The sequence below is a fragment of the Tepidibacter mesophilus genome, assembly GCF_002724055.1.
Classification (GTDB): Bacteria; Bacillota; Clostridia; order Peptostreptococcales; family Peptostreptococcaceae; genus Tepidibacter_A; species Tepidibacter_A mesophilus.
In genome coordinates, this window is the sequence record NZ_BDQY01000008.1 from 14,656 (window position 1) to 35,281 (window position 20,626).

A 20,626-nucleotide genomic window follows, 5' to 3' on the forward strand; every position below is an offset into this window, starting at 1 on the left:
ACGAGTCCTACGGGCTCCGTTGCTCAAAATAGTTGCGACTTCAGTTCACTTATCAATATTATACACAAGTCGAAAACTATATAATTCCTTGTTTATAAATAAGTATCTAATTAAAAATGTGCAAATTTTATATTTTAATCTAAATATAAAATTTACACATTTTAATAGATAGGTACCTTTATGTCTATGTCCAGCATATATCTGCTTTTTTTCTTGGTACAGTTCTTAAATATTTTACATTAGGATATCCTATAACCATGCATGTTACAATTTTTTTACCATCTTTGACTCCAAGAAGATCCATAATTTTTTTGTTTTCCTCAGCTGCTTTTACAAAAAATCCACTAAAAAATGTTCCAAGACCTAAAGCATTAGTCATAAGTTCCATATTCGAAGAAGCTAAGGCTCCATTTAATGGTGAATTAGCTGTAACTATTATTACTGCTGGAGCATTAAAAAATAGTTTGTCATTTTCAATAGGATTTTTTTTATACTCTTCATACATTTTTATCCACATCTGTCCGTATTTCTTAAATGGCATAGTTTCTGGGGTTAAATTATCTAATAAGTTCTTTCCAACATTGCTCAAAGTTTGAAATGTTAAAGACTTTAATTCATCCAATCCTTCTCTTACTACTATATAAGACACATCCTGAAGATTAATACCTGTTTGAGTAAATCTTCCACTCTCTATAATTTTAGTAATTTTCTCTTCTTCTACTTCTTTATTTGTGAATTGCCTTACACTCCTTCTGAATTTTATAAGATTTAATAAATTATCAGCATCCACTGTAAATTCTTCTTTGTTATAATCCTTTACATCCTTCATATTGTACTCATCTGTTGATACAGCACCTTTGGGACATACGGCAATACAGTGTCCACACTTAATACATGTTATATTATTAACTTTTGCTTTACCATTAATCATTTGTATATCATTTGGAAAACAATCTTTAACACATTGCATACATCCTATGCATTTTCCGGAATCTACCTTAATCATATAATAATCTACTCCTTATATTTTTGACATATACATAAATAAAATTTATAATAATTTTATCTAATTGTATAATTTAATTGTTATTTATTCTGATTATATCACCATATAATTAATCGAGTCCAATTAATATTATTCATGCAATTATAACTTTTAGTTATATATAATAAGCTATAAATAACTTAATCAACAAGGAGGACAGTTATGAATTTACAACAATTACAGTATTTTAGAAAGCTAGCTGAAACTAAAAATTTTACTGCTGCAGCAGATTCAGTTTCAGTTACTCAACCAGCTTTAAGTAAAGCTATCTCTAACTTAGAGGCTGAATTGAATGTACCTTTATTTGAAAGAAATGGCCGTAATAATATTGAGATCACCTCTTTTGGCAAAGTATTTTTAAAGCATACTAACCTAGCTCTAATAGAAATCGAAAAAGGGATCAATGAATTAAAAAATATGTTAAATCCTGATGAAGCAATTATCTCAATTGCATCTACCCACTGTATTGGTACCTATTTCATGCCTTTTATAATTAGTGATTTTTTAAACTGCTACCCTGATACAAAATTTCAATTTAATCATGAATCTACACAAGAAATATTAAGAGATTTAAAACATGGCAAAATCAATTTAGGCTTTTACGATAGTATTGCTGATATTCATAACCATCCTGAGATTGAGTCCATCCCAGTAAAGAAAGAGGAGTATGTTTTAATTGTTCCCAAAAATCATCATCTTTCAAGTGAGACAGAGGTCTCTTTAAAAGACTTGAAAGATGAATCGTTTATTGTATTTTATGAAGGAAATAAAGATAAAAAGCTTTCTTATTCTGAATTCATAAACTATGCTCCAAAGATTTCTATACACCCTAACGAAGCTAGTATGCTTGGAGGGTTAGTAACTGCTGGTGCTGGTATTGCCATAGTTCCCAATACTCCATTTATTAATACAAATACTCTTTCTATTGTAAAAATAAGTGATAACATTGGATATAAAACCATTTACATGGGATGGGCTAAGGATTCTTATATGTCTGTTAGTACAAAAAAATTTAGAGATTATGCGAAATCATTAAATAAAATATAATTCTTATAATACTTTGATAAAGAATAGTTATTTATATAAATAAGACTATTGATATTTTTCAATAGCCTTATTTTATGAAATTCACTGCTAAATTCAAGTTAGCATCTATTTTTCAAGTATATCTTTAAGCTCCATTAAATTAGAAATTTCATAAGTAGGTTTTATTCCTGTTTTGTTCTCAACCTTATTAGGATTAAACCAGCACGTATCTATACCGAAATTTATCCCCCCCTGTATATCAGACGTTAAACTATCTCCTACTATTAATACCTTGCTTTTGTCAGTATATTTTATATTATTTAGAGCATGTTCAAATATTTTGGAGTCAGGCTTTGACACCTTAACCTCCTCAGATACTACTATATCCTCAAAATATTTTGCTATAATAGATTTTCTTATTCTATTATCTTGAACATCTTTAAGACCATTGGTTATTATAGTAAGTCTATAATGTTTATTTAGGCTCTCTACAAGGTCTATACTATTATCATATAAAAATGATCCTAAAGATAAATGTTTCATATATGATTTAGCAAATTCAAATTCATCAAATTCAACATTTAATTTTTCTGATAGCCTTTTGAATCTTTCAGTTTTTAACTTTTTTTGAGTAATAAGTCCCTTCTCAAGGTCTTTCCATATAACATCATTTATTTCTTTGTATACTTTCAAATGATGATTTTCATCATATTCTATATCAAATTCCAGTATAGTATTTTTAAGAGCCTCTCTCTCAGATTTCTTAAAATCAAATAAAGTCTCATCTGCATCAAATATTATAATTTCGTACTTCATAGTAATCCTCCTAATGTAGTTAATTCCTTTTATAGTAACATAAAAAATTTTTATAAATTTCCGCGTTCTGAATAATTTAACATGTTTTAATATTCTAGGTTAATTTAAGATTTCCTAGTTCATACTTGTTATCAACTTTTGCATTAATTATAAGCCCTATAAGAAATATGACTCCACCTATCATCTTTCCTTTAGAAAAAATATCTAAGTATATATAATCTATAATAGCACTTGTAAGTATTTGTCCTATAAATCGAAGTATAACTATATAAACCGCTGGTACTCTAGGAACTATAATATTAGACATATATGTTGTTAAAACTCCTATAAAACCTCCTATAAAATACGGTAGTGGAATAGATTTTATATTCAAGAAAGATGGCATAGACTCCATCATAATACCACACAATATAATAGAAGATATTATACCCATTAAATAATTTATAATAACTCCATTTATCATGCCTTCCCTTTTAGCAAGATTTCCATTTAACATCATATTTATAACTATTGTTATCCCAGCTAGAAACGATAATAATATATATCTCATCTTACTCCCCCTTACATAATAACCATAACTATTATTCCAAGTGAGATTATCAAAAATCCTAATAGTTTTTCTTTCTTCACTCTATTGACTGGCATTCCAAATAATCCAAAATGCTCCACCAAGCTAGACATTACAAGTTGCCCAAATAAACTCACTCCTATAGCAAGTGTTATTCCTATTTGAGGTATACTTATATTGTTTAAAAGTATAGTTATAACACCTAATATCCCTGGTATCAAAAGTATAAGCGGTACTTTCTTTATATTTGGAAGTCTATTTTTCTTTATTATAGATATAGTTATAATCAATACAAATGCTATTACATTAAATATTAAAGTGCTCATATAAGGCCCTGTTATATTAGCTAGCATACCATTAAAAAAAACCATTATAGCAAGTACAACTCCATTTATAATAGCTAAGTTTTTATACATATATAACTTCCTCCTTTGCTTTACAATAATTTATAAATATGATAACTTATTTATATTAATCGATACATGACATATGTCATTTTTAGGAGGTTTTATGAAAAAAATTTTAAATAATGACCTTTTAAACAATTATATTACTAAGCATAATTTAGAAACTATATTTAATGAAGATTTATTAAAACACGCGCAACTTCATTTTTATCTAAAAGGGGAATATATATTAAATACAGACTTTAATCTTGAATACTACTATTTGATTGTCGATGGAAAAACAACAGTATCTTACCTTTTAGAAAACGGTAAATCTATACTTTTAAAGTTTTATGATGCATTTAATACTTTAGGTGATATAGAACTTTTAAAAAATATTCCTATATGCTGCAACGTCCAAGCAATAGAAGATTCATATTTGATAGCAATCCCGATAGATATAATCAAAAACGAATATTTTCACAATACAAAATTTTTACACCACCTAATAGATTCTTTAAGCGAAAAGCTTTACGCAACCTTAAATAATAGTTCATACAATCTTACCTATCCCCTTATAAATAGACTGTCTAGCTATTTGGTTGAGTATATAACTGATAAAAATTATATAATTTTAAGTTCATCATTCAATGAAATTGCTCAATTCTTGGGAACAACTTATAGGCATTTAAATAGAACTTTCAAAGAGCTTGAATCAAGGTCAATTATAAAGTGTGAAAATAAAACAGTATATATATTAGACAAGGATACACTTCTAGAATTATCTAAAAATGATTATATAAAATCACTTTAATCCTAAAAAAGTTAACGCATATAAAAAAAGCCTACCGTTCCTTGTGAATCAAGGAAAAGTAGGATTTTATATATTTACGCCTTTTTAACAACACTAGACTTTAATTTCATAGCTCCAAAACCATCAATCTTACACTCGATATCATGCTCTCCATCAGATGGGTCATGAATTAAACGTATATTTTTTACTTTTGTACCTATCTTTATACTTGATGAACTTCCTTTTACTTTAAGGTCTCTGATTACTGTTACAGAATCACCATCGTTTAAGATATTTCCATTTGAATCTTTAATAACTTTTGTATCTTCATTTTCTGATTCTAAAGTCCATTCATGAGCACATTCTGGACAAACAAGAAGACTTCCATCTTCATAAGTATATTCTGAATTACATTTTGGGCAATTTGGTAAACTAAGCATTATTTATTCCTCCATTCATTATTGTTAATTCTAATATATAAACATTATTTTCAGTTTCTTTTTTATAAAAACATATATCAGTTCCTTATCGGATTATATACTATCATAGTTTTCTAGTATTGACAAACCTTTAATATCTAATTTGATTCCGCCCATTTTCCTTTGCCTCGTAAAGTTTTTTGTCCGCTTCAATGATTGCATTCGATATCCTATCTATATCATATTTAGCCATACCCGCCGAAAATGTAAAGTTTAAATCATGTTCATTATCGGCTATCTTCTTCCTGAATGCCTCCAACTTTATAAATACCTTATTCAAATCATCATCCTGAATAAACATGGCGAACTCCTCTCCTCCATATCTACATACCATATGATCTTTAAAAAAAGATTTAAATTCAGCTCCAAAATAGCTCAGTACCTTATCACCTTCAACATGACCAAATTTATCATTAATCTCCTTGAAATTGTCAATATCGATTATTACAAAAACTCCGCCAATTACATTGCTTTCAATTTTCTCCATAAAATACCGTCTATTATAAATCCCAGTCAACTTATCCGTAGTTGCTAGAATTTCAAGCTGTTTTTTTGCCTGTTCCGATTCTGTTATATCATTTACAACATAAATTCTACCTCTGTTACTTTTCATTTCTATAACCTTGAAACTGTATATCTTGTCATATATTTCGTACTTACTTCTATTTAGCTCAAAATCATAATCATTCAATTCTCTAATCAAGTGAATAGATTCTCCAGCCATTATGTTTTCAAGAGATGGAAAAAACTGTTTTGACGCTTTATTAAAACTTATAAGCATACCCTTCCTGTCGACAACTAAAACAGCTTCATCTACAGCATTAAATACCATTTCATGAGTAATAGGTGTTAAAAAAAGTATATCATACCTAAAAAGTCCAACTCCAATTAAAAGACCCATAAATATATATGAGAATGGCAGTAAGTCAATATATGCTGGTCCCAATCCCAAAATATAAACAATAAAAACCACCGCCGGTATTGTGACTCCTATAAGCATAAAAAAAGCCCTTTTTCTATAGTCTCCTTTTGACCTTTGAGATTTTGCAACAAAAACCACAATGCTGTATATATGTGAAAAGCATAATGCAGCCACCTGAACAGAATACCAAATGCCTTTTTCCAATTTCAAAACATTAAATCCTAATGAAGACTCAATGCTAACTGAAGTATAATAAAGCAAGTGATAAAAATTTGTGCTTACAAAAACTAAAGTTGCAGTATTAACCGTAATCATCAAGCTCAATACATATCTATTAGCCAGTTTTCTCTCATCTGTATACTCACTTGCAAACAACATAATAAAAAATTCGTCTACTCGCTAACGCGGTGACTCATGTCGCCAACGATCCTTCCAGGCTCCGTTGCTCAAAAATAGTTGCAAGTGTAGCTTTCTCAATAAGTTATCCACAAAACAAAAAATGATATAATTTCCTATAGAATAAGAAAAGGATAAAAAGCTACTCCTATATATTCAATTCTTACCCAAAAATACATCTTTTCTACAGTATCACTTAATAACTCAAACGTATAACCTAAAGAATGCAATGTCATGGCCATTAAAATAATAGAAAACGCAAAAGCTCCCGGTATTTTTTTTCTTTTAATTGCATAAATAGCTAGATTGCTAAGAAATATTGAAGACATAATTAGCAGAATACTTAATAAAGCTTGGTTCATCAATCATTCTCCTTTAGACTCATTTTAAAGAAATATTTGAGTCCATTATATCAAAACTTTCTAACTATTTTATTGTAAATTTAGTTAAATTTGTATCTATAGTACGTTTCAGTGTAATAGCTATAACTATATTCTTTATTTGTAATATAATTTTTAAGATAACAAAGCAACCGCCTTTTATTCATTTATAATTAACGATGTAATATAGTAATACCCTGATGGTGATTTTTCTTCTTCTTCTTTATCAAAGGTATATTTTAAGTCTTTCTCAAAATGTCTTGCAGCTACCCATAAATGGCAGATTGCAATACCCATATCAATTTGATTCATCTTCTTGTACATTATAGCTTTAATGAAATTTGATTTCACACAATAAACATTGATTTTATAATTATCTATACTAAAAAACCACGGTTGGCTATTGGTTGCAGATGGAGCAAGACGAGCTAATTCTATAAGTTGATCTTTTCCATTAGTATCTCTAATTTCTTCAATACTCTTTCTTTTAAATTGTGATATGTCTTTTCTATGTAGGGTCTCTGCTGGATTTCCAAAGGCTAAAGCAATTACATATTCTAATTCAGATTCATTTACTATTCCTTTCTTAGGTTGTGCCATCCCAACCCAACAACTTCCTATTCCATTAGCCGAAAGAAATAAATCTACTTGTTGAATCATAAAACCTGCATTTGTTAGGTATCCTTCTTTATTTTCAGATGATACTAAAATATAATAAGGGGCTTTAATAGGAAGTAAGCTTTTAACAGACTCCTGTGTCACAATTTTCATTTCAATTTTAATATTTTCATACATAGGTTTTACTGTATTCATATAAGTTGAAATATCTTCAATTGTCTTTTCATCAACTGGTGTTAAATCATATTTTCTAACAGACTTTCTTTTAAATATAACATCGTAAAAATCATTATGTTTCATTTTTTATCTCCTTTATTTTGGATTTAAATAAATTGATAGCATATTATACCATTATTATTGCCTTAGTTATAAAAATAATTACTTCAAATTATATCAATTACATAAGTTTACCGCTCTTGTTTCTTTCAAAGATTGTACCTGATTACATTATTTTAAGAATGAGAAAAGAAGTCAAAAACGTTCCTTTTGACTTCTGCTATACACACATCATAACAATCCTCAACAATATGATAAATTGAGAAAATTTAATATTATAATTTTATTTTTTACTTTCTTAATCTATATCTGGCATAATATAGACAATTTGTTGTATACGTACAAAGAAAGTTGTGTCATTACCATGAGGTTTTACAACAATATGATCAGGCTTCACATCTACTAATATTCCCTGCAAATTTCCTCTAACGGTCTCAATAACTACTGAACGATCTATAACCATTTTTAATGCTTCAATAACAAAGGGATCTATTACTGTAGTATAATTTGTCGTCATTATATTATGTTTTTGCATCATTGGATTCCTATATGGCTGATAATACATTTTTTATACCTCCTATTTGTGGAGTTTTACTTCATTACATATTATGATTATATTAGAGGTAGGGTTACCGTTTTAAAGTAGTCTCGTATGTCGCTAATAGAACCACTTAGGTCAGCCTCCTTTGTTGTACGTTGTGTGGACGGAGAATCATAATCTTTTTCTGCTTCCTTTGCAAGCCTATTTGCCTCTTCGTCACTTATATCTTGGTTTGATCTTATTTCAACTGTAATCTATTAAATTTTATCTATTTACCAATCTATCTGAAATGATATAACGAATAAAAAAAGAACCTGATTATATCAAGTTCTAATTGTTATATTTCATATGATTTTTATACGAACTAGTATTTAACACTTAATAAACAAAGTGCTCCTGCACTAGCTTTATGACCTACATCATTCATATCCTTAGATTTAAAAGCTTTCTCAATTGTATTTATAGGTAATTGACCAAGACCCACTTGAATCAGTGTACCTACTATTACTCTTTCCATATTTAATAAAAATCCATTTGCTGTCATAGTAATAATAATTTCATTTTTAGTTTCTCTTATATCAAGAGAAACTATTTTTTTATTTGATTTTCTTGTTTTCTTATTAGTAGTAAAAGCTAAGAAATCATGTTCTCCTACAAGGTCCTTTGCAACTTTTTTCATTTTATCTACATCTACTGTTTGATTCATTAAGTTAACGTATTGTCTCTCAAACAAAGGGCGATTAGGAGCATCTTTTTTCCATAAGCGATACTCATAAGTTAAGCTTTTCATTAAATATCTACTATGAAACCTTTCATCAGCAGTTTCTACTGATAATATAATAATATCATCAGTTAAATATTTTTCGAAATAATCAAAGATTTCTTTTTCATTTAAGCGACTATCTGGTGCTGTAAAATTAACAATTTGTCCTTTAGCATGTACCCCAGCATCAGTACTAACTGCACTAATAACTTCTACTTCTTCTTCATAAAGCTTTGATAATATTAATTCTAACTTTCCTTGAATACTCTTTTCTAATTTACCTTTTGATTTATTATACCCTATATAGTTTCTACCATCATAAGCTATCATCATCTTATAGTTTTGCATTTGAATCCTCCTTTTTCTAAATACCAATCAGTACATTTTATCATAGATTAAAATAGGTTTATATATGTAAATTTCATTATTAGAAATACTTTATACTATTTTCTCTCTTTAGAAAGAGATCACTTATTTCACCTAATTATACAGTCTCCTTGTTAAAATCATTCATTTGGCTTGTTTTCAAAGAAGACTCAGTTATTTGTGATACGGTTCTCCGTACATACTACAACATAGGTTTTTTATTTTAAATTTGTATTTTGCTTATAATAATTTACCACCTTACGCCGTTAATACGATTAACATATATTGTTTTATAAGATTTTGAAAAAAAGACTACTTCATACGCAAAGTTTTTGAACTCAGTTATAAAGTAGTCTCATATATAATTTATTTAATATAACCTCTTAGGTCAGCACTGTTAATCACTCTATGCATTTCTTCTTTATTAACTCCCGTGAAAATCAAATTATACGATATATTGTTAATATCGGTCGTAGCAATAATCCCTTCTTCTTCCTTTAATATTGTATATTTAGTACCATATGGAGTCGTATACTGCCCTTTACGAACTGCATCTGTTACTGTTACAACTGTGCTGTCTTCAGGCTGATCTTGTGTTGCTATTGTCACATCCAGCGATCGATTATTTTTCGCATTTGACTTATAGCTAATATAGATATTATGATTATTATTAAATGAGTTCTGAACCATTATATCTTTTTCCATTTGAAAATCTTTTGGGATATACAAAGGTAAAATAACTTTTATACCTATAGTTTCTTCAACCTCTTTTATGCTAGAGAATGTTCTTAGTTCAGCCTCCTCCGTTGTACCTTGTGTGGACGGAGAATCATAATCTTTTTCTGCTTCCTTTGCAAGCCTATTTGCCTCTTCTTCACTTATATCTTGGTTTGATCTTATTTCAACTGTTGTTTTTTGATTATAAAATTTGAAGTTTTTAAATATGCCTGTTCCATAAACTGCTGTTACACCTATAGTTAACATTAAACAAGCTGCTACGATTCCTGATTTCTTTATGTTCTTTCTCATACACCCTTGTCCTTTCTTATTCTGCTTTATAATCCTTTTTGCGAAAATCTTACTATCTTCTATTGCATAAGGTAATGGTTTTACCTCCGATAGTTTTTCAAGTTGTCTTTCAACTTCTGATATATCCATTTGGTCGATAGCCTCATCAAGTTTACTATTTATAGTTTGAAATTCTGGAGTCTTTTTTAAATTTTCTTTCATTAAACATCCTCCTTTTGATTAAGATTGAGCTCATATCCAATCACTTAATATATGTCATTAGTATTCATCTGTAACAAATTTTTCTTTAACTACATGATGTGTTACTTTTTTTATTTCACGTCTTAATCGCACATACCTCATACGTAAGCTTGCTTCATTTATATTGAGTATTTTAGCTATTTCTTTATAACTTTTATTTTCAACATAATACAGTTTATAAAGTTGCTGCTTTTCTTTTGAAAGCAGTAATAATACGTTATCTACATACTGACTTTCATCAATCTTGCTGTCATAAATCATTATGAGTTTTTCATATAAGTCTGTTTCTTTACTTGATATTTCTATATTAATGGAAGTTTCCTTTAATGTTTTTTTAAGATTTTTCCTTTTAAAATTAGCTCCTAAAAATTTTGCTGTTTGATAAATGAATCCACCTATATTTTCATGATTTTGCAATTCCTCTATACGATTGTAGACGATAACAAATACTTCTTGAGTAAGATCTTTAGCATCTTCTATATTTCCTATGGAATAATAGAGATATTTTAAAATTTTTGAATGATATCTTTCACATAATGTGATAAAAAGCTTATCCAGAATAGCTCACCCCTCTCTATTTTGTTTATGTTCATATTTGCTAATTGTAACATTTATTTAATAACAGTTTGATTAGTATTATTAATTAGTACAGTTATAAATTGATAGTCTCCCAATAAAATTCTCTTTTTATCGTTTTCTTTTTTTTAGCATAATTATGTTATAATTGTAATAAAAACACATTTATACTTAATAAAAGTGATATGTTTTAGTAGATTTAAGATAATTTATGTTACTTATAATAAGATATTTGCATGTAAAAAAAGAAAATCTCCTTGTGTTTAAATGAGGGTGACACGTAATAATTAACAAGGAGATTTTATTATGTTGTTTAATAAAAATAATAAACTAGTTTTATTCGATATATAACAAATTAACCGTATATGATTAATTAGCATTAAGGAGGAGATTATTATAGCTATTATTGGAATAGATTTAGGAACAACAAATAGTTTAGTTGCTATATGGAAAGATGGACAAGCACAAATTATACCAAATGTTCTAAAAAAACATTTAACACCATCGATTATAAGTGTTGATGAGAACAATGAAATTTTAATTGGAGATGTAGCAAAAGAAAGACTTATTACTCATCCTGAATCAACAGTATCTAACTTTAAAAGATTTATGGGATCATCGAAAAAGTTTAATCTAGGAACTTATACCTTTACACCCGAAGAATTATCTTCATTTATCTTAAAATCTTTAAAAGAAGATGCAGAAAAATATATATGTGAAGAAGTTATAGAAGCAGTTATCAGTGTTCCTGCTTATTTTAATGATGCTCAGCGAAAGGCGACTAAAAGAGCAGGTGAACTTGCAGGGCTCAAGGTTGAAAGGTTAATTAGTGAGCCAACAGCATCTGCTATAGCCTATGGACTTCATCAGGAAAATGAAGACACACAGTTCTTAGTATTTGATTTAGGTGGAGGAACCTTTGATATATCAATACTAGATCTTTTTGAAGGTGTAATGGAAGTAAAAGCTATCGCTGGAGACAATTATTTAGGTGGTGAAGATTTTAATAAACTGCTTGTTGATTATTTCCTACAAGAAAATGATTTAGATTTTAATGTATTAGATAAAAAGACGTTATCAGCTTTATGCAAACAGGCTGAGCTTTGCAAAAAAGCATTATCAGAACAAGAAAAAGCAAGTATGATTTTAACTATAAACGAGGAATCTTTTGAAACTGAAATCGATAGAAATAAATTTGCAAAAATATGTTCAGATATATTTTTAAGGTTACGTCATCCCGTAGAAAGAGCTCTTAGAGATGCTGACATATCACCAGCAGAAATTGATACAATTATCTTAATTGGCGGAAGTTCAAGGATGCCTTTGGTGAGATCCGTAGTTAGCAAAATGTTTAATAAATTACCATATTCTAATATAAATCCAGATGAGACAGTAGCCTTAGGGACAGCAATACAAGCAGCTCTAAAAGAAAGAAATTCTGATTTGAAAGAATTAGTATTAACAGATATATGTCCATATACTCTTGGAGTGGAAATAGTAAATAATTTAGGTAAAGATAATTACGAATCAGGATATTTTCTACCTATAATTGAAAGAAATTCGCCAATACCAATAAGTAAAGTTGAAAGCTTAGCAACTATTAGGGATAATCAAACCAAGATGGTAATCAAAGTATATCAAGGTGAAAGTAGACGAGTTGAAAATAATATAAAGCTTGGAGAATTAAAGATTTCAGTACCACGTGGAAAATCCGGAGAACAAATGGTAGATCTTAGGTATACATATGATATAAATGGGTTATTAGAAGTAGAAGCTACTTTGCTAAGTACAGGAGAAAAGAAATCATTAATAATTCAAAACTCCGAAAATTTAATGTCAGAGGAAGAAATAAAAAAGCGTATGTTAGAGCTTAAAGATATAAAAATTCATCCAAGAGATAAAATTGAAAATAGGTTGTTTTTAGCTAGAGGAGAAAGATTATATGAAGAATCACTTGGTGCGAAACGAGAATATATAGCAACTTTATTGGATAATTTCGAAAGAATTCTTTTGACCCAAGATCCTAAGCTTATAGAGAAAAACTTAAAGTTATTTTCTGAAAAATTAGATGAATTGGAGAAGTATTATTAATTATGAATTGGTGGGAAATTTTAGATATACCATATGATAGTGATTTAAAGACTATAAAAAAAGCCTATGCAAAATTATTAAAAATATACAATCCTGAAGATGATCCTGAAGGGTATCAAAGGCTTAGGGAAACATACGACACAGCTATAAAATATGTTAAGAATAATAAACAACAAGATTTGCATATTGGCTTAGTTGAAAATATTAATGATGAAGTAAGCATTGTGGAAGATAAAGCAAATATAGATAAAAAAATCATTGAAAGACAATATCAAAATATTAATAATAGTTATGACCAGCACACTAGTAATGATGTAAATCTACAAATAGAAGAATTTTTAGATAGGCTAAATGAACTTTATAATGATAATTCCTTAAAAAGTGATATTAATGCATGGGAAAAATTATTAAACAATAATGTAGTTTGGAATGTCTCTAGTTCACTTATTATAGAAGATTATATATTTGAATTTTTATTAAATCATGAAGATTTGCCTCTAAATATATGGTATATATTAAATTATCATTTTAATTGGACTAATAAAGAAAGAATGTTATATGAAAAATATGATGAACAATCAGTTGAAAAAGTTCTTAAAATCCTACAAAATATTGGTCAAATTAAATATGAATATATAAAAGAAATAGATCCAAATTTTATTGAAAAATATTTATCATTATATAGTCAAGGTTGTGAGGCATTAAAAACTAGAGATTATTACCAAGCTCAAGAATCATTACTTGAGGCTTATAAAATATTTAATCATGATGAAGAATTATTGAAAATATTAGGACAATTCTATTATCAGTTTAGAGATTTAGAAAAATCATTGGAATTCTTTGAATTAGCTTTTAAAATAGATTCATTTGATTTAAGGATGAATTTGTTTATTGGAAGTATTTTAACAAATATGGGGCGTTATTCAGAAGCATTACCATATATTGAACCATATTTAGCTTCTGCTCCTGATAATGAATTAGCATTAAATAATATAGGATACTGCTATTATTTTACGGACAACTTAGTAAAGGCGAGAGAACGATTTAAAAGACTTATAGAACTTCAACCTAATAATAGAGTAATAAAAAAATATCTAAGCAATATAGAGGCAAAGTTAGAAGGAAATAATGTTAAGACGTTAAAAGTAAGAAAGTATAACCCTAGGATGAAAAAGGCTATTAAGAAGAAAAAAGTTATAAAGAAGAAAAAACAAAAGCCAAGAACAGAAGCTTCTATGGAAAAAGCAAGATTCAAACTAATTATAATTTACCTAATAGCAGCAGTTATAGCCTTTAAATTATCTTTCATGTTTCAATCACCAGATAATAATAATGATACTAAAAAAAGTATAGAATTTCAAAATGATAATAAAAATGAACTTCTTAATGAAGATGAGACAGTTTTTAAAACAATAAGAACTATGGAAGATTTGCGTAAAGTAGACTACTATATTAATGTAAGGCTATATTTAGATGAGGTGAAACCAACAAAGTATTTTAAAATATCAGAGGAATTCAACGGTAAGAATATACTATCAAAAAAAGAAATTGAGGACAATAAGCTTCAGGAAAAGATTGAAAGTAGGATATATGTAGGAATTTTTGATACGGGTTTTATATTATTCGCGGATAAAAACTATGCTCTGAATAAAAAGATTAAATATAAATTAGAAGGAGCTATATGTGCAATTGATAGCAACACTTATGAAAACATTAAAACACAAAATAAAAATTACAAATTTGGGGAACACGGAATATATATAGATTGCTCCCAAAAAGAAGTTGAAAGGTTAAAAAAACATAATGAGTCTTTAGAGGTACATAATGGTACGAGGATTAAAGTTGTCAAGACATTAAAGGAACTTGAAGAAAGCAATTCTGTATTGTTACATCATATATATTTAAAAAATATTATACCTCTTAATATTTACGTTTATGTTGATGAAAATGGTAAATTCGATTTTCGTAAAAAAGAAGAACTTAATGAAAAGAATTCTAAGAACAAAACATATACTAAAGCATTTGTTGGCCAACTTGAAGGGAAAAATATTATGTTTATAGATAATAATTTTTCAATGAATAATGCAGATAGTAATATGGAATATACTATTGAAGGCTACCCGTACAGATTTACAGTAGAAGAAGTTATACATTTACCAACTGAGAAGGGACAAAATGTTGATTCAGTGGAGATTGAATCACATTTTATATATAATCCAAATTAAAAGAAATAATTATTAGCATATAAAAAGCAACTGAATTGTATACTATAGGGTGCTACCAACACCCTATTTTTATTTTGCTTATTTATTATACTTATATTGCATATGTTATTTCATTATTTTTGAGTATCTTAGATACTTGACTAATATTCTGCAGTCCATATCCAATTCAAGTAACTAATATAATAAAATATTTGATTTTATTTAAAAGATTTTATAAATTTTTGGATTTTACTTATGATCCCTTTCTCTTGTTCTTTATTTAATAAACTATCTATCCATTCTTCTACTTCTTTTTCTGTGAGCTTCTCTAAAATTTCTATATGAGGTGATAGTCCATCATGGCATTTAGAAGAAAAATTACTATCCCAGCTTCTACGTCCCTTTATGTTATCTTCCTTCATAACAATGATAGGACATCCTTTAAGCTTTGGAAGATACTCTGGAGGCATTTCTCCAAAGATCATGTTTCTTAAATTTGATTTTTCTTCTTGTCCTTTTATTGCAAGATAAGTTTGATAAGAACAATGAGCTTCTATTGTATATACTTTCTTAGGATAAAAAGTCCCTATAGCAGTATTATAAATTTCCTCATTAAAAATGTAATCTTTAAGTCCATAATCATTATGCCAGCCTTTTTTATATAACTCTGCTTCTAATAATGTAAAAAGATAAAAACAGTTATGAATGTCATGAACCTTCATCCAAAAACCTTTTTTTGTTTCTGGCGCTAATAATAATACCTTAAAATCATAACAAGCATCATGTACAAATGTTACATATACTATAGATCTTATATATGGCTCTAAAAGTTCTAATTTTTGATATAGTTTCTTTTCTCTCAAATAATAACGGCTTTCCGAAGTTCTTGTAATAACAGCCATAATTGCAAGTGTTAATAGCTCACTTCCATGATAAGCCTTAACTTCATTTGGGAAGTTTTTAAATAGTATATTCCAATCTACATTATTTATATCTGGCATTTTAGTTATACATTCTGCACTTAAATTAATCACTTTTTCAAATAAATCTATTAAATTATTTTCTATATCAAATACATTATTACTTTCAATTAATGCTCCACAAAAATGGGCAGTCGCACATGCCTTTGATATATCCATTTTGTTTAAAAAACTACCTAATATTTTTAATACATCCGCTACAACATTAGGATTTTCCTCAGTATATTTATATAATTTTTGAAACCTTTCATTTTCATAAAGATTCTTAATTTGTATAGCTTGATTTTCTTTGCAAGGCTCCTTACACCATTCAATATAATCGGATAAAACTTCGTTCAATCAAATCACCCCTAATTAATTTTCTTTTCATTGGTATCTATAATATATACATCGTCACCGACTCGAATATCTGAACCGTTTACTATACCAACTACAATACGGCTTACTGTTTTATTAGGCAAAAGCTTATCATCCTAGTTATATCAACAATTCAAAAAAAACACCTTTATTTATGGTACGGCTCACCGTACCTGCTACAACTACGATTTTTTATAACATTAAAATTTAGTCTCTTTTTAACCAATACCACTAGTTTTACAGATATTCTATAATCCTAAATTTACAAGGGGCATTTACTTCTAATTCAACTTTTCAACCCAATACAGTCTTGCTAAAATACACTTTCATTTTACAAGTTTACCTAGCTTGTACACACTTTCCACATTGAATAATGTTTCTATATTTACAATTGGATTTTCATTTAGTACTAATATATCTGCCTTTTTACCAACTTCAATACTTCCATATTCTTTTTCTATTACTAATAATATAGCAACTTCTGAAGTAGTAGTTTTAATTGCATCCATAGGAGTCATTCCATTTTCAATCATTAATTTAAGTTCATATGATGTTTTTCCATGAATGTTACAAGGTGTTCCAGCATCTGTTCCACATGCAATTTTCCCGCCTCTTTTGTATGCTTTAACAAAACTATTGCAATGACTTTCTAACACTCTTTCTGTTTTATCAAATACATCCTTTAAAACTCCACCTTCAATACCAGCTTGCTTTATAAAATGTAATGCTGAAAGTGTTGGCACTAAAAAAGTTCCTCTTTCAATCATTAAATCAATTATCTCGTCTGTTAAAAATATTCCATGTTCAATTGAATCTACACCTGCCATTACTGCATCTCTTATTCCGATTTCGCCTTGAGCATGAACTGCAACTTTTCTGACCGCCTTATGAGCTTCCTCTACTATTACTTTCATTCCTCAAAATTTCCAATTCCATTAATTAATGTGGCTCCTCTGAATAATGTTCTATTCATTTATCTATCTTCTCCTTTATAGTTAAATATGCATTTTAATGCTCATTGTTTATTCAAAAAGGAACCACACTCTTTTAATAAGACTATCTTCAATCTCATATATTGCAACTGCTTTCACTATTTCATCTGATATAAGTCCAGTTACATGCTCATGGTCAATTACTTTGTTTCCAATCACAATACGGTTTACAAGTTCTGCATGTACTTTTAAAACCTCAAACCTTTCATAATACTTTTCCTTTAATGTTTCTTTTCCCTTAAGCATAACAGTATTATCGATTAAATTATAAATGGTAATATCATCAGAATATGTAGATATAAAACCTTCTAAGTTATGTGCATTATAGAAGTCTAATTGATTTTGTACTATTTTTTCGCAATTCATTCCAATCCACTCCTTTTCATTAAACTAAATATATCTATTGCTCTCCTATAGTTTTATGGTAAAATAATATAATTAATTTATGTTTTATACAAGTACAAACATTTATGATATATAGTATCAAAAAACATACTATGGAGGTAAATATAAGAATGCGAGAAAAACTATTAACTACACATAATTGTCCCACTACCCTTGCTCAAAATTTAATCTCTGGAAAATGGAAAATATTAATCATATGGCATTTAAAAAGCGAAGTAAAAAGATTTAATCAGTTGCAAAAGGATATGCGTCAGGTAAGACAAGCCTATCTTACAAAGCAATTACGAGAGCTTGAACAAGATGGGCTTATTCATAGAGAGGTGTATAAGGTAGTTCCTCCAAAAGTTGAATATTCTTTAACCCCAATTGGTAAAAAATTATTACCTGTTTTAATGGAACTTAGAAAATGGGGTGTGGATTATATGGATTCTATCAATAATAAATGATATTTAAATAATCTTTAGTTTTTGGCAAAGATTATCTGATGAACTCTTTATCTTCTATTCTAAATTTGTATTTGAGTATACATTATTGCCGATTCATTTACTGCTGTATTTTCTAAAACAACTTACTTTGTTTCTAATATCTTGCTAATTCAAAAACCGCCGTTACTTATGGTATGGTTCACCGTAACCACTCTAAATGAGGTTTTTCCATTTTATTATTCTGTATGCATTCTACACAAATATGGCATAGTTCTAGAGTAATATTTTGAAATCCGTAGTATGACTGCGGAGGCTTTGAATGTTTTATCTCCCTGAAACTATTGGTGACATATCATCGTAGTTAAGTGGTGGTATTGGATATGCTAGAGTTGATTATGAAAAGCTTTGTTGCTATCTATATAATTAGATTAACTTTAAAACATAATCTTTTTATTCATTATTTAAAGATTTCAATAAAGTTAATTTGTCTTGATATTGAAATCAAAAGCAAACAAAAGGATGCCCCATCCTGCAAAGATTAGCATCATTTTGTTAATATCTTGGTTAAAATCCAATGGCCCTAAAACAAAATAAAAGTTACTTAATCATTAATAAGTATTGACTAAAAGTATAAACGGGTATATTATAGATAAATACAGTCTGTAATGTCTGATTAATGATACATGGAGGATTAGTATGAAATATACCAAAGCTACTAATTATGCATTACATATAGTTGCATATATGGTTAAGTATGATAAAAGAGATAATTTAAGTTTGCATCCTTTGGCAAGCCATTTAAATATTTCGCCCAGTTATTTGTCAAAGATTTTAACACAGTTAGTAAAAGCTAATATAATTCAATCAACCCCCGGTGTAAATGGTGGTTATGTTTTACGTAAAAACAAAGAAGATATTTCACTTTTTGATGTAATTCAGGCAACTGAAGGAAGTAGTCCTATGTTTACTTGTGAAATGGATGAAAATCACGCGTGCAAAATCCAAGAAGCAATGGAAGAAGCGGAGAATGCAATGGAAACTTATCTTAAAAATAAAAAACTATTTGATATTATATAAAAACACCTTAATTTCATAGGTGTTTTTATACTCTAATTATAGATAAGTACAGTCTGTAATGTATTTGATTTAAATAATTATATTCCTGTTATAAATAGCTTATTAACAGTATTTATTTTAAATTAAGATTTATGTTAATAATAAAATTATAAAAATTTTAAAGGAGATGTTTATATGTCAGAATTTTGGGAAAAAAGTTTTGCAGAAAAGCAAGCAATGTGGGGGGTTGAGCCATCAAGCACTGCAATTATAGTGGCAGATTACTTTGCTGAAAATAATCTAAAGGATATCTTAATACCAGGTATTGGATATGGAAGAAATGTAAAACCATTTATTGATAATAACATGGAAGTTACAGGAATTGAAATTTCTCAAACAGCAATTAATATAGCAACGCAAAATGGAATTAATAATAAAATTTATCATGGGTCAGTATCAGATATGCCTTTTGAAAATAAACTTTATGATGGTATAGCTAGCTTTTCGCTTATTCATTTGTTAAATGAAGATGAAAGAAAAAAATTTATTAATGATTGCTATAACCAATTAAAACCAGGTGGATATATGATTTTTACCTCCGTTTCGGAAAAAGCTCCAATGCACGGTAATGGCACAAAGCTTGCTGAAAATTATTATGAAACAGCGTATGGGGTAAAACTGTTTTTCTATGATTCTAAGTCTATAGAGAAAGAGTTTGGAAATTACGGGCTTGTAGATTTTGTAGAAATTGATGACATATATAAGGATAATCCAGATAAACCTCCGGTAAACTTTTTAATGATAAAATGTAGAAAAGAAATATAAAGCTGATAAAGTTCTCAAATAAAATCATAGAATATAAAACCTATGATAGATTAATCATGTAAGAAAATAAT

Annotated in this window: 22 protein-coding genes; 7 read left to right on the forward strand and 15 right to left on the reverse strand. The window is 28.3% G+C overall.

Going from position 1 to position 20,626, the window contains the following annotated elements; genetic code table 11:
* Window positions 1-184: 184 nt before the first annotated feature.
* Window positions 185-1,006 (reverse strand): nitroreductase family protein, encoded by an 822-nt coding sequence (locus Tmeso_RS06915; RefSeq protein ID WP_099189581.1) that lies wholly within the window; start codon window positions 1,004-1,006, stop codon window positions 185-187.
* A gap of 201 nt (window positions 1,007-1,207) precedes the next feature.
* Between Tmeso_RS06915 and Tmeso_RS06920 the strand changes: the two genes are divergently transcribed.
* A complete protein-coding gene (locus Tmeso_RS06920; protein WP_099189582.1) occupies window positions 1,208-2,092 on the forward strand; it encodes a LysR family transcriptional regulator in 885 nt (294 codons plus the stop codon).
* A gap of 105 nt (window positions 2,093-2,197) precedes the next feature.
* Here the strand turns inward: Tmeso_RS06920 and Tmeso_RS06925 are convergent, their stop codons facing one another.
* The 3 genes from Tmeso_RS06925 to Tmeso_RS06935 all read right to left on the reverse strand — a co-directional run bounded on the left by Tmeso_RS06925 (window position 2,198) and on the right by Tmeso_RS06935 (window position 3,871).
* Window positions 2,198-2,887, reverse strand: a complete 690-nt coding sequence (locus Tmeso_RS06925; protein ID WP_099189584.1) for a YjjG family noncanonical pyrimidine nucleotidase — start codon at window positions 2,885-2,887, stop codon at window positions 2,198-2,200.
* Window positions 2,888-2,981: 94 nt separating this feature from the next.
* Complete coding sequence (locus Tmeso_RS06930) at window positions 2,982-3,437, reverse strand: DMT family transporter (protein ID WP_099189586.1); 456 nt, start codon at window positions 3,435-3,437, stop codon at window positions 2,982-2,984.
* 11 nt (window positions 3,438-3,448) lie between these two features.
* A complete protein-coding gene (locus Tmeso_RS06935; protein ID WP_099189588.1) occupies window positions 3,449-3,871 on the reverse strand; it encodes a DMT family transporter in 423 nt (140 codons plus the stop codon).
* A gap of 94 nt (window positions 3,872-3,965) precedes the next feature.
* Here Tmeso_RS06935 and Tmeso_RS06940 point away from each other — a divergent pair, with 94 nt between their 5' ends.
* On the forward strand, window positions 3,966-4,655 hold the full coding sequence (locus tag Tmeso_RS06940) for a Crp/Fnr family transcriptional regulator (RefSeq protein ID WP_099189590.1): 690 nt from the start codon (window positions 3,966-3,968) through the stop codon (window positions 4,653-4,655).
* A 74-nt stretch (window positions 4,656-4,729) separates the two neighbouring features.
* Here Tmeso_RS06940 and Tmeso_RS06945 read toward each other — a convergent pair whose 3' ends face one another.
* From Tmeso_RS06945 to Tmeso_RS06980, 8 genes are all read right to left on the reverse strand, one after another.
* Window positions 4,730-5,074 (reverse strand): zinc ribbon domain-containing protein YjdM, encoded by a 345-nt coding sequence (locus Tmeso_RS06945; protein WP_099189591.1) that lies wholly within the window; start codon window positions 5,072-5,074, stop codon window positions 4,730-4,732.
* Window positions 5,075-5,204: 130 nt separating this feature from the next.
* Entirely contained in the window at window positions 5,205-6,413 is a 1,209-nt protein-coding gene (locus Tmeso_RS06950; RefSeq protein WP_099189593.1) for a histidine kinase N-terminal 7TM domain-containing diguanylate cyclase, read from the reverse strand.
* A gap of 134 nt (window positions 6,414-6,547) precedes the next feature.
* Window positions 6,548-6,793: a histidine kinase N-terminal 7TM domain-containing protein gene (locus Tmeso_RS06955; protein WP_099189596.1), complete on the reverse strand. Its 246-nt coding sequence runs from the start codon at window positions 6,791-6,793 to the stop codon at window positions 6,548-6,550.
* A gap of 177 nt (window positions 6,794-6,970) precedes the next feature.
* The gene (locus tag Tmeso_RS06960) at window positions 6,971-7,729 is read right to left on the reverse strand and encodes a nitroreductase family protein (RefSeq protein ID WP_099189599.1); all 759 of its coding nucleotides are present in this window, start codon (window positions 7,727-7,729) and stop codon (window positions 6,971-6,973) included.
* Window positions 7,730-8,003: 274 nt separating this feature from the next.
* Window positions 8,004-8,270 (reverse strand): YuzF family protein, encoded by a 267-nt coding sequence (locus Tmeso_RS06965; RefSeq protein ID WP_207653833.1) that lies wholly within the window; start codon window positions 8,268-8,270, stop codon window positions 8,004-8,006.
* A 340-nt stretch (window positions 8,271-8,610) separates the two neighbouring features.
* Entirely contained in the window at window positions 8,611-9,357 is a 747-nt protein-coding gene (gene truA, locus Tmeso_RS06970; protein ID WP_099189601.1) for a tRNA pseudouridine(38-40) synthase TruA, read from the reverse strand.
* A gap of 384 nt (window positions 9,358-9,741) precedes the next feature.
* The gene (locus Tmeso_RS06975) at window positions 9,742-10,605 is read right to left on the reverse strand and encodes a hypothetical protein (protein ID WP_099189603.1); all 864 of its coding nucleotides are present in this window, start codon (window positions 10,603-10,605) and stop codon (window positions 9,742-9,744) included.
* A 57-nt stretch (window positions 10,606-10,662) separates the two neighbouring features.
* Complete coding sequence (locus tag Tmeso_RS06980) at window positions 10,663-11,205, reverse strand: RNA polymerase sigma factor (protein ID WP_099189605.1); 543 nt, start codon at window positions 11,203-11,205, stop codon at window positions 10,663-10,665.
* Between the two features lie 426 nt (window positions 11,206-11,631).
* On the opposite strand from Tmeso_RS06980, the gene Tmeso_RS06985 reads away from it, so the two are divergent.
* Window positions 11,632-13,311: a molecular chaperone HscC gene (locus Tmeso_RS06985; protein ID WP_330400320.1), complete on the forward strand. Its 1,680-nt coding sequence runs from the start codon at window positions 11,632-11,634 to the stop codon at window positions 13,309-13,311.
* A gap of 2 nt (window positions 13,312-13,313) precedes the next feature.
* Window positions 13,314-15,536, forward strand: a complete 2,223-nt coding sequence (locus tag Tmeso_RS06990) for a J domain-containing protein (protein ID WP_099189609.1) — start codon at window positions 13,314-13,316, stop codon at window positions 15,534-15,536.
* A 197-nt stretch (window positions 15,537-15,733) separates the two neighbouring features.
* Here the strand turns inward: Tmeso_RS06990 and Tmeso_RS06995 are convergent, their stop codons facing one another.
* The 3 genes from Tmeso_RS06995 to Tmeso_RS07005 form a co-directional block, all read right to left on the reverse strand.
* A complete protein-coding gene (locus Tmeso_RS06995; protein WP_099189611.1) occupies window positions 15,734-16,834 on the reverse strand; it encodes a hypothetical protein in 1,101 nt (366 codons plus the stop codon).
* A gap of 344 nt (window positions 16,835-17,178) precedes the next feature.
* Complete coding sequence (locus Tmeso_RS07000) at window positions 17,179-17,766, reverse strand: amidohydrolase family protein (protein ID WP_099189613.1); 588 nt, start codon at window positions 17,764-17,766, stop codon at window positions 17,179-17,181.
* 108 nt (window positions 17,767-17,874) lie between these two features.
* Window positions 17,875-18,210 carry a nuclear transport factor 2 family protein gene (locus tag Tmeso_RS07005; protein ID WP_099189615.1) on the reverse strand — a complete coding sequence of 112 codons (336 nt, stop codon included), beginning with the start codon at window positions 18,208-18,210 and terminating at the stop codon, window positions 17,875-17,877.
* A gap of 149 nt (window positions 18,211-18,359) precedes the next feature.
* Between Tmeso_RS07005 and Tmeso_RS07010 the strand changes: the two genes are divergently transcribed.
* The 3 genes from Tmeso_RS07010 (at window position 18,360) to Tmeso_RS07025 (ending at window position 20,555) form a co-directional block, all read left to right on the forward strand.
* On the forward strand, window positions 18,360-18,695 hold the full coding sequence (locus tag Tmeso_RS07010; protein WP_151170555.1) for a winged helix-turn-helix transcriptional regulator: 336 nt from the start codon (window positions 18,360-18,362) through the stop codon (window positions 18,693-18,695).
* A gap of 675 nt (window positions 18,696-19,370) precedes the next feature.
* The gene (locus tag Tmeso_RS07020; RefSeq protein WP_099189618.1) at window positions 19,371-19,751 is read left to right on the forward strand and encodes an RrF2 family transcriptional regulator; all 381 of its coding nucleotides are present in this window, start codon (window positions 19,371-19,373) and stop codon (window positions 19,749-19,751) included.
* A 174-nt stretch (window positions 19,752-19,925) separates the two neighbouring features.
* Window positions 19,926-20,555, forward strand: coding sequence for a class I SAM-dependent methyltransferase (locus Tmeso_RS07025; RefSeq protein ID WP_099189620.1), 630 nt, complete (start codon window positions 19,926-19,928; stop codon window positions 20,553-20,555).
* The last annotated feature ends 71 nt before the right edge of the window (window positions 20,556-20,626 follow it).

Coding starts and splice junctions, on each gene's coding strand:
- Tmeso_RS06915 (WP_099189581.1), bottom strand. CDS start 1,006: ATGATTAAGGTAGATTCCGGAAAATGCATAGGATGTATGCAATGTGTT.
- Tmeso_RS06920 (WP_099189582.1), top strand. CDS start 1,208: ATGAATTTACAACAATTACAGTATTTTAGAAAGCTAGCTGAAACTAAA.
- Tmeso_RS06925 (WP_099189584.1), bottom strand. CDS start 2,887: ATGAAGTACGAAATTATAATATTTGATGCAGATGAGACTTTATTTGAT.
- Tmeso_RS06930 (WP_099189586.1), bottom strand. CDS start 3,437: ATGAGATATATATTATTATCGTTTCTAGCTGGGATAACAATAGTTATA.
- Tmeso_RS06935 (WP_099189588.1), bottom strand. CDS start 3,871: ATGTATAAAAACTTAGCTATTATAAATGGAGTTGTACTTGCTATAATG.
- Tmeso_RS06940 (WP_099189590.1), top strand. CDS start 3,966: ATGAAAAAAATTTTAAATAATGACCTTTTAAACAATTATATTACTAAG.
- Tmeso_RS06945 (WP_099189591.1), bottom strand. CDS start 5,074: ATGCTTAGTTTACCAAATTGCCCAAAATGTAATTCAGAATATACTTAT.
- Tmeso_RS06950 (WP_099189593.1), bottom strand. CDS start 6,413: ATGTTGTTTGCAAGTGAGTATACAGATGAGAGAAAACTGGCTAATAGA.
- Tmeso_RS06955 (WP_099189596.1), bottom strand. CDS start 6,793: ATGAACCAAGCTTTATTAAGTATTCTGCTAATTATGTCTTCAATATTT.
- Tmeso_RS06960 (WP_099189599.1), bottom strand. CDS start 7,729: ATGAAACATAATGATTTTTACGATGTTATATTTAAAAGAAAGTCTGTT.
- Tmeso_RS06965 (WP_207653833.1), bottom strand. CDS start 8,270: ATGTATTATCAGCCATATAGGAATCCAATGATGCAAAAACATAATATA.
- truA (WP_099189601.1), bottom strand. CDS start 9,357: ATGCAAAACTATAAGATGATGATAGCTTATGATGGTAGAAACTATATA.
- Tmeso_RS06975 (WP_099189603.1), bottom strand. CDS start 10,605: ATGAAAGAAAATTTAAAAAAGACTCCAGAATTTCAAACTATAAATAGT.
- Tmeso_RS06990 (WP_099189609.1), top strand. CDS start 13,314: ATGAATTGGTGGGAAATTTTAGATATACCATATGATAGTGATTTAAAG.
- Tmeso_RS07000 (WP_099189613.1), bottom strand. CDS start 17,766: ATGAAAGTAATAGTAGAGGAAGCTCATAAGGCGGTCAGAAAAGTTGCA.
- Tmeso_RS07005 (WP_099189615.1), bottom strand. CDS start 18,210: ATGAATTGCGAAAAAATAGTACAAAATCAATTAGACTTCTATAATGCA.
- Tmeso_RS07010 (WP_151170555.1), top strand. CDS start 18,360: ATGCGAGAAAAACTATTAACTACACATAATTGTCCCACTACCCTTGCT.
- Tmeso_RS07020 (WP_099189618.1), top strand. CDS start 19,371: ATGAAATATACCAAAGCTACTAATTATGCATTACATATAGTTGCATAT.
- Tmeso_RS07025 (WP_099189620.1), top strand. CDS start 19,926: ATGTCAGAATTTTGGGAAAAAAGTTTTGCAGAAAAGCAAGCAATGTGG.